The organism is Helicobacter pylori Shi112 (assembly GCF_000277405.1).
GTDB lineage: Bacteria > Campylobacterota > Campylobacteria > Campylobacterales > Helicobacteraceae > Helicobacter > Helicobacter pylori_C.
In genome coordinates, this window is the sequence record NC_017741.1 from 264,778 (window position 1) to 282,651 (window position 17,874).

Annotated in this window: 11 protein-coding genes and 4 pseudogenes; 9 read left to right on the plus strand and 6 right to left on the minus strand. The window is 32.7% G+C overall.

Annotated features, from left to right (window positions below; translation table 11 throughout):
• Positions 1-43 precede the first annotated feature (43 nt).
• Together HPSH112_RS01305 and HPSH112_RS01310 are read right to left on the minus strand one after the other, a co-directional pair.
• Complete coding sequence (locus tag HPSH112_RS01305; RefSeq protein ID WP_000365690.1) at positions 44-412, minus strand: hypothetical protein; 369 nt, start codon at positions 410-412, stop codon at positions 44-46.
• 40 nt (positions 413-452) lie between these two features.
• Complete coding sequence (locus HPSH112_RS01310; RefSeq protein WP_000150792.1) at positions 453-1,121, minus strand: ParA family protein; 669 nt, start codon at positions 1,119-1,121, stop codon at positions 453-455.
• Positions 1,122-1,929: 808 nt separating this feature from the next.
• On the opposite strand from HPSH112_RS01310, the gene HPSH112_RS08560 reads away from it, so the two are divergent.
• From HPSH112_RS08560 to HPSH112_RS01335, 6 genes and pseudogenes are all read left to right on the plus strand, one after another.
• The gene (locus HPSH112_RS08560) at positions 1,930-2,100 is read left to right on the plus strand and encodes a hypothetical protein (RefSeq protein WP_000046010.1); all 171 of its coding nucleotides are present in this window, start codon (positions 1,930-1,932) and stop codon (positions 2,098-2,100) included.
• The gene (locus HPSH112_RS01315; RefSeq protein WP_000649249.1) at positions 2,097-3,140 is read left to right on the plus strand and encodes an ArdC family protein; all 1,044 of its coding nucleotides are present in this window, start codon (positions 2,097-2,099) and stop codon (positions 3,138-3,140) included. The genes HPSH112_RS08560 and HPSH112_RS01315 overlap by 4 nt, the downstream gene beginning before the upstream one ends.
• Positions 3,140-4,965 (plus strand): annotated as a pseudogene (locus tag HPSH112_RS01320) (hypothetical protein). Before HPSH112_RS01315 ends, HPSH112_RS01320 begins: the two are co-directional and overlap by 1 nt.
• 9 nt (positions 4,966-4,974) lie before the next feature.
• Positions 4,975-6,408: a hypothetical protein gene (locus HPSH112_RS01325; protein ID WP_000323426.1), complete on the plus strand. Its 1,434-nt coding sequence runs from the start codon at positions 4,975-4,977 to the stop codon at positions 6,406-6,408.
• Positions 6,408-7,664, plus strand: a complete 1,257-nt coding sequence (locus HPSH112_RS01330; protein WP_001161914.1) for a type IV secretion system protein — start codon at positions 6,408-6,410, stop codon at positions 7,662-7,664. Before HPSH112_RS01325 ends, HPSH112_RS01330 begins: the two co-directional genes overlap by 1 nt.
• Before the next feature lie 11 nt (positions 7,665-7,675).
• Positions 7,676-8,927: pseudogene (locus tag HPSH112_RS01335) on the plus strand (hypothetical protein).
• 3 nt (positions 8,928-8,930) lie between these two features.
• On the opposite strand, the gene HPSH112_RS01340 reads toward HPSH112_RS01335, so the two are convergent.
• Positions 8,931-9,581 carry a hypothetical protein gene (locus HPSH112_RS01340; RefSeq protein ID WP_000636430.1) on the minus strand — a complete coding sequence of 217 codons (651 nt, stop codon included), beginning with the start codon at positions 9,579-9,581 and terminating at the stop codon, positions 8,931-8,933.
• A 220-nt stretch (positions 9,582-9,801) separates the two neighbouring features.
• Between HPSH112_RS01340 and HPSH112_RS01345 the strand changes: the two are divergent.
• Positions 9,802-10,485: pseudogene (locus tag HPSH112_RS01345) on the plus strand (CAAX protease).
• A gap of 120 nt (positions 10,486-10,605) precedes the next feature.
• Positions 10,606-11,394, plus strand: coding sequence for a Fic family protein (locus HPSH112_RS01350; protein ID WP_014662200.1), 789 nt, complete (start codon positions 10,606-10,608; stop codon positions 11,392-11,394).
• Between the two features lie 287 nt (positions 11,395-11,681).
• Here HPSH112_RS01350 and HPSH112_RS01355 read toward each other — a convergent pair whose 3' ends face one another.
• Positions 11,682-12,749: a tyrosine-type recombinase/integrase gene (locus HPSH112_RS01355; RefSeq protein ID WP_000933814.1), complete on the minus strand. Its 1,068-nt coding sequence runs from the start codon at positions 12,747-12,749 to the stop codon at positions 11,682-11,684.
• 958 nt (positions 12,750-13,707) lie between these two features.
• Positions 13,708-15,747: pseudogene (locus HPSH112_RS01360) on the minus strand (relaxase/mobilization nuclease domain-containing protein).
• A gap of 862 nt (positions 15,748-16,609) precedes the next feature.
• Here HPSH112_RS01360 and HPSH112_RS01365 point away from each other — a divergent pair.
• The gene (locus HPSH112_RS01365) at positions 16,610-16,891 is read left to right on the plus strand and encodes a DUF3519 domain-containing protein (protein ID WP_000776551.1); all 282 of its coding nucleotides are present in this window, start codon (positions 16,610-16,612) and stop codon (positions 16,889-16,891) included.
• Between the two features lie 121 nt (positions 16,892-17,012).
• Here the strand turns inward: HPSH112_RS01365 and HPSH112_RS01370 are convergent, their stop codons facing one another.
• Complete coding sequence (locus HPSH112_RS01370; RefSeq protein WP_000392956.1) at positions 17,013-17,846, minus strand: sulfite exporter TauE/SafE family protein; 834 nt, start codon at positions 17,844-17,846, stop codon at positions 17,013-17,015.
• Positions 17,847-17,874 lie beyond the last annotated feature (28 nt).

Sequence of the window (17,874 nt, forward strand, 5' to 3'; positions counted from 1 at the left end):
TCTTTAAGAGTTTCTTCTGTAGGTTCATAACTCCAAAAATTCTCTAATCTCTTTCTTTGTTTTGTAGTTTTTCAATTTGCTTTAAGAGTTTTTGCTCCTGGGTGTTTTTTCTATGTTTTAAATGCCTAATAAGCGCTTCTTCAATAAAAGTGCTTCGTGTCTCTTTAAACGAGCCAAATTCTAACAAAAATTCATCAAGTTCTTTTATGATGGAAGGACTAAAAGAGACATTAAAGCTCTTTTTCTTATCTTCATCTAAAATAGATTTTTTACGCCCCCTTTTTTTAGGGGTTTTTACTTCTTTTGTGTTAGGCTCTTGTTCTAAATGATTTTCTAACTCACTGACTTGTTCTTCTTTATTCAAACTCTCTTCAAGCTTTTTTTCTAAATCATCAATTTGTTGCAAATCCATATTTGTATACTCCTTGTTGTATTTGTGTTTTTTGACTCTTCTAAAGTGCATGTTTTTTCTCTTTTTCTAAATAGCCTTTTAATTCATTGTAGAAATTAGCCCATTCATTGATAGCCTTTTTATCGCTATATTCTATAACGCCTAAGCCCTCACTCACGCTACGCTTATAAACAATGCGTTCACTCAAAGAATTTTCTAAAAGCGTGATTTTATCGCTAGGGTTGTTTTCTTTGATAAATTCTATTAAAGCCTGTCTTTCTTTAAGCGTAGGGATAGTAGGCATTCTATTGATGATGATTAAGGCTCTTAGGTTTTCATTAAGCTCTTGGAGTTGCTCAATTCTTTCTAGCATATTAGCTAATACTTCAGTATCTAATTGACTAGGAGTTGTAGGCACTAGAACAATATCGCTTAAAAGCATAGCTTTTTGAGTTTCTTTGCTATATTCCCCCTTAGTATCAATGAGAATGTTTTCATACTTAGATACCATTTGTTTTAAAGTATCGCTAAAGCCACTACTACGATTAAATAAGCTAAAAGTTTTATGTTCTTTTTGAGTGCGAATTTCAGTAAAAACTTCCATAGATTTTTGGCTATCTGTATCAAAGACAATCACTTCTTTATTGTCTTTGAGTAATTGCACCGCTAAATTTAAACAAAGCGTGCTTTTACCACTTCCCCCTTTTTCATTAGCAATACAAATGGTCATGCTATTTTCCTTAATTTAGTTATTTTATAAGTATAGCATAATTATATGGATTTTGAATTAACTTTAAAGATTTTAATTATTAAGATTTTCTATAGTAGATGTAATTATCAATTAAATTTAGTAAGGGATAATAAAATTATTTCTATTTGATGAGTATTTAATCTTTAATTTAATATTATGATATTAAAAGAATTTATATTTATTTAGCTTATATCATTAAAACTATTAAGAAATTAAGCTATTAATTAAATTTAAAGCATTTTAAGTGGGTTTTTTAGTTTGGTGTTGTTATGTGATAACTAGCACCCCTTTTTTATTTACTTGCACCTTCTATACCGCCAAATAAATCTTACATTAGAGATAATGCGAGAAAATAAGGGCTTTTTAGAATAAAAGCGAATGCTTTTAATAGGCTTAATCAGTAAAATACAAATAAGCATCTAGGTTGTCTAAGATTTTTATGTGAAATTTATAGATGTGGTTATAAAATTTCTTAAAAAACTTTTTAAAATAGTAAAAAACTATCATTTTATCTTAAGATTAGCTTAAATTTTAACTTTTTTTCATTAAATTTTTAGGCTTATTTACTTTTCATTTACTTTTAGATTAAGTTACGCATTTTAGGGGGTTGTAGAGTTTGAGCCTTCAAAATGTGTGCGTACACATTTGGGTTTTTTGCTTAATTTTAGCTTAAAAAGTGGCATATGTGTGCGCACACACTTTGAAATAGTAAATAAGTCAAGACCTTGATTTTTTTGCAATCTTAATGGCATTCTAAAAAGATTTTTTAACAACAAGGACAGACAAAATGGCACAAGATTTTTTAGAACTTACAGAGGGAAATTACCCTATGAGTGAGGAGCAAATGTTAGAGTTTATGCAAATGGGAGTAGAACCTAAAAGCGAACAAGAAGTGAAAATGGAGCTAGAAAATTCATTAGAAAATACCAATAATAGTAGAGAGGAAGATTCAAAATGAAAGCGTGGAATGAAATGGATATTAAAGAGCAAAAAGAAATTTTTGCTCAATTTTTAGCGAATGAAATTGCACAAAGTCTTAATGCAGGACTAGAGTTTAAAGCCAATAATAGAGCTTATAATGGCAATGTGGGTAATGCTTATAATGGCTTAAACGCTCTTATTTTAGATGCCAAGCAACATGAAAATGGCTATGAGAGTAATGTGTGGGTAGGTTTAGATGATGCCTTAAAACTTGGGGCAAACCCTAAAGAAGTGGAGTTTATTAAAAACAACACTAAGAGCAAAAATAATAAGGAGGGCATTTATGATAAGGCAAGTATCGCTTATATTAGAGATTATGAAATGCGCTATGTTAAAGCAAGAGACAAAGAAGGCAATTTAATCCCCCTTAAAGACAAAGAGGGCAATGCTAGGCGTAATGCTAAGGGCGAAATTATCTATGAATATGAAAAAGTCCCCCAAAGAGACAAACTTGGCAACATCAAGTATATGCAAGATGGCGTTACACCCTTTTATGAGTTTAAAAAAGAAAAAATAGATATAGAGCCGACTTTAGAAATTAAAAATCTCTACAATGTCAATATTTTTCAAACGCTAGACAAAACTAAGCTTAAAGAATTAGACCCTAAAACTTTAAGAACGCAATACATTAGCCATACTTTCTCTATGGATAATCAAAACTTAGTGATTTATGATTTATCCAAGCATTTAAATGAAAAAGAATATAAGAAAGTGCTAGATTATGTGGAGCAATATGGTGCAACCCATTCTGAAAAAAGCAAGCAATACAACATTTCTCAAAGCTACCAACAAGAACCTAAGGTTGAAATCGCTCCTAGCACAGAAAATAATGTCAAAGAAAACAACGAAATGAATATGGAGCAGTTTAACAAAATGCTTGAAATGGCTCAGAATAATCCGCAAATGTTAGCTATGTTACAACAAACTCTTAATAAGGGAGCAGAGCAACAAAAGCATGACAACTATTTTGCTAATGATGAAGCAGCACCCACTCAATCTAAGGGTAGGGGCAGATAATGCAAGATTTTACCAATGGATTTCTTAAAGCTTGGAAAGCGTGGAGTGATGATGGTAAGGACGCTTTTTTAGAGAGTTTTTTAGATGAAGTTAAAAGCGCTCAAAATGACCCCTCTAACTTCTTAGGCATTTTAGAACAAGAAATCAAATCTTTAAGCCAAGAGGGCTTACAAGATGACATGTCTTCTATGCTAGAAGTGATTGAGAGCATGAAAAATGAAATCTCTAATTCAAAAGACAACGAAAATGTGAGCGATTTTATGAATGTCTTGCAAAATGAAATCTCACAAGGACAAAACAACTCTAATGATAATCCAAATGAGTTTGTAGAAAGTTTAGCCCAAGCCATTACTGAGACACAAGAAAATAAAAACGAGTTAGAGCAACAAGAACCAGAAAGAAAAGAGTCTGATCTTGAAAGTAAGGCATTACAAGATTATGAAGAAAACCAAATCAAAAGAGCCGAAGAAATTAGTCTTACAGAGCATGAAAATGAGTTAGCCAAACAAGAGCTAGAAAAATACGCCATAGAGGGCGAAAATAAATCATTAGAACAATATGATGAAAATTTAGAGCTTTTAGAGAGCTTACAAATCATAAGAGATGAAACAAACGAAGTTGCCAACTCTCTAAGAGCTAATGAGATCATTGAATTGCTAAGACCTACAGGTGAGAATACTACCAGCAAAATTGCCTCTCTTGCCTTAGAAGAAAATAACAAGCTTAATGAAAAAGAAACTAACACACAAGAACAAAATACAGAAAAAGAGCAAGAAAAACCTAAGATTGGTAATGATATAGACTTTAAAGACAAATACGCTAATTTACATAGCTTTTTCAAACAAACCGAGCTTGATATTAAACAAAAGCGTATTAGACTAAGCTTGATTTTAAAGAGAGCTTTTTGAATTACGCTAAAAACCACATGAATGAAGATGAATTGAAAGTCTTATTAGTGGTGAGCCAAAAAGAACCCACCAAGCTCACTAAAGAGCATATCAATTTGATTAAAGATTGCTTAGAACAAGCGCATGGCAATAAACATATGCAAGATAAGGGCTTACAATTAAGCGTTAAATCAATCTTGGGACACGAATTAGAAAAAGAACACCACGAAGCGTTAAAAGATTATATACAAAAAAGTAAAGACAGCTTAGAACCTATGGATAACAGAGTGTATGAAGTGATGCAAAAACACTTAGACAAGCAACAAGAAAAAGCGCCCAAAAATTTAGATAGCACCACTCAAAGTGTGGGAGTGGATGCTATTAAAGAGCAAAATAAGGCTAATGAAAACGCTCAACAAGAAACAAAAAGCTCACAAGCACAAGAGACTACTAGCTCACAAGCTTATGGAAGCGTGTCTCAAGCAAACACACAAGATACTACTCAAGCTAATGAGAGTATTAAGCCACAAACTAATAACACAGCTACACAACAAGAAAACACAAAAGAAAGCCAAGTTACACAGCAAAATAGCACTATTCAAGCTCAAAAAGAGCCACACGCTAAAGAAGAACCTAAGAAAGTCTCACACCCTGATGAACCATGGCTAGATTATGACCCTAAAAATCATGCGGGATTAAAGGAACGACAAGAGAACCAAGAAAAAACACCAAGTAAGGGGAATGATGAGCCTTGGATAGAGCATGGCAAACGCATGCAAGAAAAAGCTAAAGCCCACTATCAAGCTTGTTTAGAAAAAGAGCGAGCCAAGCAAAATCAACAAAATACCCAAAACACCATAGAGAACCAAAACAAAGAAGTTCCAACCATAGACTATGGCTATACACAAAATACGCCAGCTAAGAGCAGAAGGCGCTAGGAAAGCATTATGGCTTACATTCCTAATCTCACTGCCTTGCCCTTACATGAGATTTTGCTAGACAATGGCTACACTTATAATAAAAACAAGACAAGCAAGAATAACCCTTGCTTAAAACATGAAAATGAAGAGGGAAGTTTAGTTATCTTTAAAAATCAAAATAAAGATGGCTCTATTAGTTACACCTACAAAGAAACCCACACAGATAAAGTCGGTAATATCATCACTTTTTGTAAGGATAGAAACATTAGTGTGGAAGATTTAATCGCTGGAAAGTTAGAAGATTATCTTAACAAGCAAGACAATCTCAAAGCAAGGAATAACACACAAGAGAATAACGAAGAAGTTCAAAAAATAAGAGAGGAGTTTAACAACCTTAAACCCTATGATTTAGAAAACGCTACACTCATTAAAAAGCGTGAGATTGATGTAAAGCTATTAGAACCTTACAAAGAGCATTTAAAAACCGATAGCCTTAACAATCTAATCTTAGCGACTTACTTAGCTTTTGAAGATAAAAGACTTAATGTCATACCCATTCATCAATATGGCATTAACAAACGCTTAAATACGCCCTTAACTACAGACAAAGAGGGCAACATAAGAGACAAACCTTTAAAATCTATCGCACAAGGAAATAAAGGCATAGAAGTCTTATACCCTAATGACTTAAACTTAGTTAAAAATGTCATTGTTACTGAAAATATCTTTGATAGTCTCGCTTATTTAGAATTACAAGATTTAGATCCCAAAGAAAGCGTTTTAATTAGCACTGCAGGGCAATTTAACGCACAAAAATTAGAACTCTTTTTTCAAAGCTTTTTTAAGCAATTAAAAAACAGACAACAAGGAGCGTATAACAATTATCTAAGACAAGAAGAACAATGGCAAGAGCTAGTGAGACAAGGCAAGGCTAATGATGATTTTAAGAGTGTGGTCGTAGAGACCTACACTGACATTATTAAAAACTATCAGAGAGGAAAGAACACTCCCATTTATAATAAAAGAGTGGAAAAAACTAGAGAGTTTAGAAAGCCACAACCTGTCAATCAACCACAAGAGAGCTTTAATGTGGTGTTAGCCTTTGATAATGATGTTAAAGGCAAAGGTTATAGAGAAAAATGCGAGGGTATTTTATATGCTCTATTACAGCAATTCCCCACTATCTATACGCCTTTTTCAAAGGATTGTAACGATGATTTGAAACTAGCTCACATTATAGAAAATAAGGCGATTAACATTGACATTATGGCGGAGTTTTTAGAAAGTTCTTTAGAGAAATTAAATAACAACGACACACCTATACAAGAAAAGGAAAATATTATGGATAAATTAGAACAAATTGATAGCCTTAAACCTTTTAGTAAAGAGTTTAAGGACATTTTAGAAAATATTAAAGAAAATTTACAGACACAGAGTTATGTTAAAGGGAGGGGGAGATAATGCAAGGTAATAGTCTAAGTATTTATGAAACGATTTTATCGCTATTTAGCGACCCAACAAAAAAAATATTTTACAACATAGCAACTCAAACAGCAGAAGTTTTAAAAGCTCAAATGATAATTAATGCTGTTTTGGTAATTTTATTTATGATATGGGCTTATAAGCGAGTGAAAGAGGGCGATATATTTCAGTTTAAAACCGCTATGGGCGTGGTTGTATTCATAGTGTTTATGGGAGTTTTAAATTGGGCAATGGATAATCCAACAACTTACATGAATATGCTTAAAGACACCATTTTCTACCCTTCTAATAAGCTCACTGAGATTATCACAAACAGCATGACATCATTGCAAACATTGACAGGAAAAAATGATTTAACCTTAGGCTCATTGATAGATAAGTCCTACTATTCCATAACACAATTATACAGAGAAGTATTTAGTGATTTAAGCTGGAAGACATTTTTTACTATGTTTCCTATGTTAATCATTTTTCTTTTGTTAGTCCTAGCTCAAATTCTTTTAATTGGACTAATTTTAATCATTGTTCTAATCACTCTTGTTGAAACTCTTACATGGCTATCATTGGGCTTTGCAGTTTTACCATTAGTGCTATTCCCACAGACTAATGGTATGCTCTTTAGTTATCTCAAAAAACTCATTTCCCTTACTTTTTATCAGCCTTGCATTATGGTAGTATCTTTTTTAAATTTTTCAATGATAGAAAGTATTACTTTAAAAATTCCTACCCAAGCAGAAATAATCAATGGGTTCTATAACAAAGGACACATAGTTGACCAAATGATAGAAAATGGTTCAAATCAAGCAATCAATAATTTTCAAAATGCTATGGGAGCTTATACTAGCGTATTAGGATTTTTTATTATTTTAATTTTAGGCTCTGTAATTTGTTTCTTTCTAATCAAACGAGTGCCTGATTTTATCAACAATATCTTTGGCACAAGTGGAGGCGTTGGGGCAGTAACAGAAATGATGCAAAAAATTGGTATGACAATAGGCGGAGCAGTCGTAGGAGGCTCTATGGTTATGGTAGCTAATCAAGCTAAACAAGCTTATCAGAGTGCTGGGGGCGGATTAGCAGGACTTCAAGCTGGAGCAAGAGCGATGTTTGGGGCTGGACTAAGCGGAGGGATTACCACTATGGCAAATGCAAAAGGAGCAAAAGCTGGTGTGAGACACTTTGTAGCGAGTGTGAAAAGTGGCTTTGGACTTGATAATGATAGAAACAACAAATGAAAGATTTTATAATGAAAAAATTAGTTTTTAATATAGGTTTTAGTGTGCTTTTATATTGCAATAGCGTGTTTGCAGAGGGGGAAACTCCTTTGATTGTCAATGACCCAGAGCTTCATGCTGGTCAAGCCACTGTGATAGGTAAAATGGTAGATAGCATTAAAAAATATGAAGAGATTATCTCTAAAGCTCAAGCTCAAATCAATCAGTTGCAAAAAGTCAATAACATGATAAATACGACTAACTCTTTGATTAGTAGCAGTGCTATCACTTTAGCAAACCCTATGCAAGTGATACAAAACGCTCAGTATCAAATAGAGAGTATTAAATATAACTATGAGAATTTAAAGCAAAGCATAGAAAATTGGAACGCAAGCGATTTATTAAGGAATAAATACTTACAGCAACAATGCCCTTTTTTTGATTTTAACAAATTGACTAACAAAAAGATTGTTAATTTAAGCAATCTTAACAATGCTATTACAAAAACAGGCAAGCAAACCGCACAAGTGAAAGATATGCAAAATTTAATCCAAGCTCTAAGTAATAGGCTATGAAAACTTGCAGTCTCTTGCTGGGCAATTAAGCGGTAGAGATATGGGATTGATTTTATGCGAAGAGCTAATCAAAGATGAAAATCAAGCAAGGTATAACCAACTATCAGCAGAAGCTAGTTTGGATATTCTCAATGGTAACTATCAAGCATATAAAATGAAAATATTTCAACAAGATGCGATGAAATTAACAGAAAGGATTAAAAAACAAAAAGAAATTAATGCAAAAGCAGATTATCTAAAACACAGACTAGCTGATATTCAACAACAATTAGGCGTAAGCGACCCCACAGCTAACCATAATAAACAAGGGATACATTATTGCAAAGAAAACAAAGAAAATGGCACTTGCACGCCATTAGCCCTAGAAAAAACTCGCCTAGACAACGAGCTAGAGCAAGAAATCCAAACTCTCACACTTGATTTATCTAAAGCTCCTAATAAAGATGCTCAGAGCCAAGCCTATGCGAATTTTAATCAAAGGATTAGGTTACTCACGATAAAGTATTTAAAAGAGATCACCAATCAAATGCTCTTTTTAAATCAAACTATGGCAATGCAAAGTGAGATTATAGCAGACATATACAAAACAGACTATGGGTTTAACACAAATTTAAAGGGGGCAAAATCAACCCAATACCAAACAAGAGAGCAAATCTTAGGCAAGGTAAAAACAAACCAATTTGGCTTTCCAGAAATTGCTCCCGATTGAAAATCAAGGCTGTCTAACAGCTCTTTTTATTTCTAATTTTGGGTGCATTATGGCTAGACTTGCAGCTTTTGAAAGGCATTCATGGTCAGCTTGATTTTGTTCGTTTTCAAATTTTTCTTCAAAGTGTGAGCCACTATAAGTCCACCATTTGGGTTTTGTGTCTCCATAGGCACTATAAAAAGCATTGCTATAACACGATATTTTACCATCTTCACTTTTGCTACAACGATTTTTTTTAAGAAAGTTACTTTCCGCTTTTTTACGGCTTTCTCTAACATAGTTTCTACAAGCAACTAGCCACTCTTCATCTTTTTTAATTTGCTCATTTCTTTCATCTATTATTTTCTGTAATTCTTGTTCTTTTTTAGATAGCTGTTTTTTATTAACACAAGAAAGAAAAGCGGTTTTCCATTCTTGTGGAAGATTTTTTGATAAATTCCAACCATCATTCAAATATTTAGAACCATCAATTTGAGAATTACAATCAATGGCGTATTCTTTCTTAATATTGCTTTTAGATTTGCTGAGATAGTCAATTAAGTTAGCATCTGTAAATAAAGGTTTCGCCATTACATTAAGTGGGGAGCACACCACCAACGCTCCAACTAATAACCCTGTCCTTAAAATTTTATCTAATCTTTTTAAAACAATCATTTTTTATTCCTTTTAACCTAAAATTACAACTTTAATCATTATAACATAAAGTTTTAAAAATATATCAATAACAATCAAGTATTTAATTATTTTATAAGTATTGAGTTAGTTTTGATTATTTGAATTACTGATTAAGTATGTTATTAACAATTAATAACAATGTCTTATAGCTAATTTTATTTGTGTTATAATCGATTTAACAAACCATTCAAGAGACACTATGCAAGATTTACAAGATTTTAAAAACGATATTACGCTCATTCTATCCAAAGATAGATTAGACACTTATGACAACCTAGAACAATATAAAGAAAACCTAAAACTAATTAGTTCAATCACGCCTAAAATCTCTAATCTAGAGATTTACTTACGCAACGCATTAGATTATTGTCTCACTCAAAATAAGGGGAGTGAATGGGTGTTTGATGAAAATTCTTTAATCCCTTTAATAGAAGAATTAAAAAACAAGAAAAAAGAAATCTCGCATTCTTTAATCTTGTCTAAAATGTCTTTGGGAGCAGTGATTAAGCTTATCTTTTTTTATAAATTAGAAAGCTCGGTTTTAAATCTAAGGCATTTTAATTTTAAAAAATACTACCAAGATAACAAAAACACTTTGCTTGTTAATGACAGAAAACAAAGTCTTTATGATTATATTAAGGTTCATATTGCCCTAAGTTTACTATGAACAATTAGAAATCGTGCGTATCATTGGGAAAACCTACTAAAAATCAAGCCAAACAACCGCCCACGCATTACGACTTATTTTAATGGTTTAAGAGATGATAATAAACCTAAAAAACCCATGAATATAAGCGTTGAGTCCAGTAAAATCACTCTATTTTTAGATGATTTAATCAAAAGCATTGGGAATAAAGATTTAGAAGAGTTGAGTAACTTATAAAGAAGTGGGCTAACCGAAGCCCATTGAATGTAGGTGTATTATAGTCAAACAATCACTATAAGTCAAACCAAAACCAACACAAAATTTGCTAAACTAGAACAAATCAAACAAAGAAAACCTATGAATTACAAAGAACTGCTAGAATTTGATGATTACGCTATGGATCTGACCATTAGAATGGCGCATCATAGCACCGCTATTGAAAACAACCCTTTAAGTCTTGCTGAAACCATAAGTATTTTAACCGCTGAATACATTCCTAGAGAAATGCCCCAAAGGGCATTCTTTGAAGTGAAAAACTATCAAAATATGCTCCCCTTTTTATTAGAAAATTTGAAGAAAGAACAAAAGATTGATAGCTTTTTTGTGAGAGAATTGCATGGAATTTTAATGAATTTTTTACTCCCTAACAAGGGAACTTTCAAAACCACTGATAACATGATTTTAGGGGCTAGTTTTGAAACGACCCCATCATTTCAAGTGCCTATGGCTATGAAAGAGTGGTGCGACAATCTCCATTATAAAATGAATACCTTACAAGGTGAAGAAGAAAAACTAAAAGCTATTTTAGAACAGCATATTCTATTTGAAAGAATACACCCTTTTAGCGATGGCAATGGCAGAGTGGGTAGAGCGCTAATCCTTTATAGCGTTTTAGAGCAAAATTTAGTGCCTTTTGTGATTACCAAAGATCGAAAAGAAGCTTACATCAAAGCGTTGGACACGCACAATATAGAGAGCTTGTATCAACTCGCTAAAATATTCCAAGAATTTGAACTCACTCGCATACAAGGGCAAATGGTGTTGAATAAGAATAAGCAAGAAAATGACAACACCGATGATTTAGGTAATAATGACTACTTAGAAAATACTAACGAATACACCGTTACACCTAAGCATAGGCGATAAATAATATCATTAAGTAAGTATTTGATAGTGTTTAGTTATTTGTATTGTTTATTAAGTATTTTCTTAATGAATAACAACAAGCAATAATTACATTATTTTTAAAGTGTTTTATAGCTTAAGCTAATTCTATAAAATCTCAATGATTTTAACAAATATTATAAAACTAATTGTTTTTAATGCAATAAAACATTAAATAGTTGAGTAAAAACTATCTAATGTTATACTATTTATTCTAATTAGACTATTTAGAGTAACTACATTAAACCAACTAATCAATTTTAACCCCCTTACTTCTTATTATCTATCAAACTATCAAATACAAGAGCTACTTTCTTGTTATGCTCTTGTGTGGTATGGATATAAATCTTAGTAGAGAGTAATGAGCTATGCCCTAAAGCTCTTGAAGTTAAAACTAAGTCTTGGGTCTCTTGATAGATAAGCGTAGCAAAACTATGCCTAAATAGATGTAAGCCTGTGCCATATTGTTTGTAATGTTTGATTTGGGCTAATTTAAAGATTAAGGGGATAAAATTATAAAGAGTTAAAGAATTTTGTGATTTTTGCTTATCCTTTTTAAAGAGATATGCTCCATTGAAATATTTTAATCTGTAATCATCACTAAGCCAAGCATTCAAGCTTGGTTCTAACAAACTCTTTTTGATATAAGCTTTTCTTTCTTTCCTACCTTTACCTTGAATTAAAATAGAGTAGTTTTGTTCTTCTACTTGAATGTGTTTTAACTCTATGTTTAACACTTCGCATTTTCTAAGCCCTCCCAGTATTACAATGAGTAAAACACACTTATTGCGCTTTTCAAAGCTAGTGGTTGGCTTATATTCTAAAAGTGTTTTTAAAAAACTCTTTAAATCCTTGTAGTTTAAATGTCTGGGTAAGCTTTCTTTGGTCTTAGCAAAGGCTAGGTTTTTAAGAGCAAAGTCAAAGTTATAATGCTTTTTTCTATCCAAGTAATCAAAGAATTGCCTTAAATACATCACATACTTGGCCATAGAGCTTGGTTTTCTATTTTGAGCGAGTTCAAAAAGAAAGTTAATGACTTGCTCTTCACTAAGCATTCTAAAACTTCTTAGTTTCAGATTGTCTCTAAAGTATTCAAAGAATAAAAACAAGCCTTGCATCATTATGGTGTGTTTGATACCTTGATTATAAAGAATATGACAGAGTTGTCTTAATTGCTCAACATTATTGCATTTTAAAACTTTGTTTTGCGTATTTAATATCAAAGCCATATCATTCACATCTTGAATAGGTGTGAAATTTTTAACCTTAGTGTATAAAAAGACTTTGAGATTATCAAAAAGTTCTCTTTGAGATTTGGTGAGTTTGTTATTTAGCATGTTGCTCCCTTATTTAAAATTCAAAAATAAATCTTAAAGAATGAGAGTTTTATGTCTTTTAATTTGCTTGGTTTTAAAAGCGGTATTTTTAACAATTCCGCATTTGAAAATTAGCTTTAAGCACTTTTTAAGATTAGGAAGTGCGTGCTTATGGGTATTAGAGATAAAATCGGAACTTAAGTTCCGCATAGTTATAAAGATATTAAGGGAAAGAAAGGTTTACCTTTCTTTCCTTACCTATTCAGTGAACATGTTATAAGTAATATCATGTCATGAGTGTTTTTCTTTTTTTTAAAAAATATTAAATCATGTAATGTGTTTTTGCTAAAAAAAGAAAAAACTTTTTAATTTAAAGAGGATAAACTAATTGGAGTTCCCATAGGATAGTGTAATGCTTAGTTAAGGGTAGGGTTTTAGTTTAAGATTGATAAGGTAAGAACAAAAATCAAAAAGAAAAGAAAACTAAGAATTACTTATCAATGAAATATTTGTTGTGGGGGGAATGATTAGGATTAGGTTGTATTGTTAAGTTGTAAGGGTTTATTGGTTTATTGTTTAGTGTTCTAGGATTAGAAAGAGTTAAGTTTAAAATTATTGAAGGTTAGGTTTGTTTCTAGCTCTTAGCATTAAAAGATTTGAGTTTGAGTGATAGCTAGGTTCAAGGGATAGATTAAGAGCTTGTTTTATGATAATGTTTGAGAAAACTTTAAGGTTAAGAAATTTCAGCGCGCCGCTTAAGAAAAAAATAAGCTAATAAAAGCGTTTTAAGGCGTTTTTGATTGTGAGTTAATGGTTTGTCTTGTCTTATGGCTTTATTTTGATTGTGGGGCATTTTATAGTAATCTATTTGAGTGTTTGTTAGAGTTAGCTATTTTACAAAAAGAACAAGCAAAGAAACCCACTTAATCAAGGGGCATACTATCTTTTTAAGGGCATTAAATTAAATTACTTCAGAGTATTACCTATTACGCCCTTTAGAATTTGTATTGCTATCATTTTCTTTCAATCCAGCATGAGCTTTGGGGTCATAATCAAGCTCATTAGGGTGTAAGGTTTTCTTTAGCTCTTTAGCTAATTGTTTAGCTTTTTCTTTTTCTACCATAGCTTGATAATGGGCTTTAGCTTTAGCTTGTATTTGTTTGCCATATTCAATCCAAGGCTCATCGTTGTTAGGTTCTTTGGTAATAGCTTGAATTTGTTTTTGCTCTAGATTAGTGTCTTTGGCGTGTTCTAGGACTTTTTCAAGGTTTAGGTTGTCATAGTGGGTTAAGAACCGATTAGCCCCTATGATTTCATTACAGATATAGACAATATCCTTAGAAAGTTTAGAAAATTGCTTAGTTTGTTTGAGAAAGTCTTGTTTTTCTTTTAAGAGTAATGAAAAAGTCTCTTTATAGCTTTCTAGGGCTTTGAAATAGCTCTCTTTGGCTCTTTCAAACTCTTCTTCTTTTTGCTTTAAATCTTGTTCTAAAAAGAGTAGTCTTTCTTTGGCGAGTAAGAGCATAGTCTTTTGATAGTCTTGTAATTGCTTACCCACTAACTCACAAGTATTGTCATTAAGCTTATAGGTAGGGTCATCTTGTTTAGATTTAAAACTTTCTAGCATAAATTGATATTTTCTAGCACTAAAATAAGCGTTTTTAAAGGTTTTGAGAGTGGGGCGCTTGTCCTTAGGAAGTTCTAAGGCTTTGGCTAAAAAAATAGGATTAGTTAAATTATTGTATTGTGTGTTGTTTTTAGTTCTCACTTCATTTCTTAATTGAGCTAATAGTAGGTGTGAGTTTTTATCCAAAGGGCGTTTGTCTAGGCGTTCTAGCTTACTTAGTAGCATTTCTTTTTTCTTTAACACAGAAAAGCCCTTAGTCTCTCTTTCAAAGTTTTTGTCTAAATCATTGAGAATATGAAAATTCTTAAAGGTGCAATGTTTTTGTTTTTTATCTAATTCTTTTTGATAAAAGCCTAAGAGTTCGTATAGCTCGTGTTTACCCGTGTTTTTTAAGTGTTCGCTCACTGGCTTTCTTTTGTCTATTCTGTCAATATCTAGGCTTTCTTTTTCATCATCGCTTGTGTCTTTGTGGTTAAAAAGAGCGATTTTAAATGCAGAAATCTTTTGTTTTAAAGGAGCGCTTTGGTTGTTTTGAATGTCTAAGGCTTTTGCTTTGTTTTTGTCTTTGAGAGTTTGTAGGTATTCTTTTTGTAAAGCCTTGTTTAAATCCTACTCATCTTGTGGGGTTTTAATTTGTTCTAAGGCTTTTTCTTCTTTTTCCAAGTCTTGTAATTGCTGTTTGATATTGTCTAATTCTTTGAGCTTAGGCTCATTGACATACAGGTATTCTTCGCTTAATAAATGGTTATTCAGTCGGTAAACAAACTCATTTCTTAATTCGTTAAAAAATTCTTTGCAATCCTCACGCCCTTTAAAACGCAGTCTTCTTCGTGTTAGTTGATTAGTCTTGTTGATGAAACAATGGATATGGGCGTGGTCTTGGTGTGTATGGGGGACTAGAGCAAATTTATATTCAGGTAACCTTACTTTTAAACTTTCCCAAGTGGAATATAAAAGCCCTTGCATTATCTCCTCATCTGGCTTGTCTTTGATAGAAAAAACTAAGTGCATAGCTTCGTTGTAGTCGTTAGTCAAATCAAAGTCATTGAGCCAAGTCTCTAAGATGAATTGCTTGTCGCACTCCATAAACATTTCATTATAGGCTGTTTCGCTGTTTTCTAAAGCATAGCTTAGGGCATTTTCTAAATGGGAGCGTTTCATTTGCCCTATGTTTTTAATCAGCACAGGACTAGTGCTCTTTGTGCCAACTAAATTAGATTTAATAGACTTTTGACTAGAACTAAATTGATTGAATTTAACGAGCAATCTTTTATCCACTTTATCGCTATCGCTGGGTCTAGGCTTTCGCATATGCTCTAAAATATCATCTAAAAAAGATAAATCCATAGGGCGATTATCCAGCTTAGTATCTTTTATAGCTCCATCTAGCATACGAACCCTTCAAGACTTAATAACAAAGTTAAAATTTTATCTAATTCGCACGCTTTCAAATTGACTTCATTTCCCTTACTAAGAAGAGCGTTAAAAACGCCCAAATTTTAAACAAGCTAAATGCTTATCTTGTAGCATAGCACAAAGAATTAAAAAGACCTAAATCAAAAATAGGTGCAGGATAACACCATGTGTATGTACACATTAGGTTAAAACTTCGTATTCAAGGGGCTTGGAGCTAGATTTTTAAAAAATAAGGATTTTTGCTAACTTTTTTCAAAAAGTTTTAAAGAGAGTGCTTTGATAGATGAGATATTTTTTAATCTAGTCAAGGGATAAAAATTTCATTCAAAAACTTACTTCCCTTACTACAAAATTTAAGAGCAAGAACTTGTTAGTAATGCTATAAAAACTTAGAGACTTTTATTGAAAGAACTTGTAGCCAAATATTAAGAACTAAATAGCTAAATGATAAGAACTTAGTTGCTAACAAAAAAGAACTTACAGCCCACTGATACGAACTTGTAAGCAAAAATTAGAGAACTAGGGTAGCTACACGATAAGAACTAAGAGCCACAAGTTAGAACTTAATAGCTCACACCCATAAAGAAACTCAGGGAAATAGATTAAGAACTTGTTTGCTCTAATGGTATGAACTAGGTTGCCTACACGATTAAAAACTAGAATGACACCACATTAGAACTTACTAGAAACTCGCTTGATAACTTACAGCTAGAACCAAAGAACTTTCAGTTCATTTCATAAGAACTTGTAGCTAATGCTAAAGGAATGAAATTATTCTTTAAGCTTTTGTTTAAAAAGTTTGTGTTATATTTCCAAATGATTTTTAATTGAATTTAACTTGAAACTTAGAGAACGCTTAAAACTTACATTCTTATTCAAAAAACAGCCCCTATACAAGTGCATGCGAGTAGGACTTAATGATAAGTGGGATAATCAAAAACTAGAGAATAAGTGGGTAATAAGCAGTTATGAAATTTATAATAGTGAGGGTGAGCCACCGAGCCTCCTTATGGCTCAATTACAAGGAGTAGGTTTGGGAACCCCTAAACTCACTGAACCTAATCTTACCACAAATGCACTAAAAAATCAAGAGTCCTATAAAATGGTTTTTATGCCTTAAAAGAAATGATTTAAAATAAATAGGGATAATTAAAGCTTTTTTTAAAAAGCTATCCTTTGATTAAATCAAGCTCCTTTGCTGATTGATCTTTAAAAATGCCCCTTGAAGCGTTTTTAGATTTTTACCCCATAATGAGCTTGTGCAAAGTCGCTAAAATGCTTAAAGCATAAATGAGGAGCAACAGGATTTTATGCACCTTTTCATTAGCCAAAGCAATAAGCTTAATGCCAATGCCCACGCCTAAAAACGCTCCAATACCGGTAATCACCCCCGCTTGAACGCTTATATTATCAAGAACCCTCCCGTTATAAAGAGAAATGACCCCGGATAAAGAAGCGAACACCACAAAAAACAGCCCCAAAGGCACGATTTTTTTAGAATCGTATTTCAAAAAATAGCCCAAAAACGGCACCATTAAAATCCCCCCACCCATGCCTAGCGGGATAGAAAAAATGCCGGTAACAAAACCGGCGAGCATCAAAACCCCATGCGTTCTGTCCATAGACACAAAAGGGATCGGGCGCTTTTTGTCTGGCGTTTTGTTATTCGCATGCAAATCAAAATGCATTTCTTCAAAATGTTCTGGTTTCTTGTTGTTAGAAAAAGCGTATTTGATAAAGGTGTAGCACACCACCACCACAAACACCGCCATTAAAATCTTATCGTCAATGATTTTTAGAATAAAGCTCCCTAAAATCGCCCCCATTAGCCCTCCAAACGCAGCAAATGAGCCTTCTTTCAAATCCAATAAGCCCTTTTTGTAATTGATGATAGAGCCGACCACTGAAGAAAAAAGCATTTGCATGAGCGAAATACCCACCGCATGGCTATAGCTAAAATGCGCAAAAATCGCGCTAGGGACGACAATCTCCCCCCCACCAATACCAAAAAACCCGGCGGTAATACCGGTGAATAGCCCCACAAGAGCCAAAATAAACGCTGTTGATTCTTCCATGAAAAACTCCCTAAATTCTAAATTATTA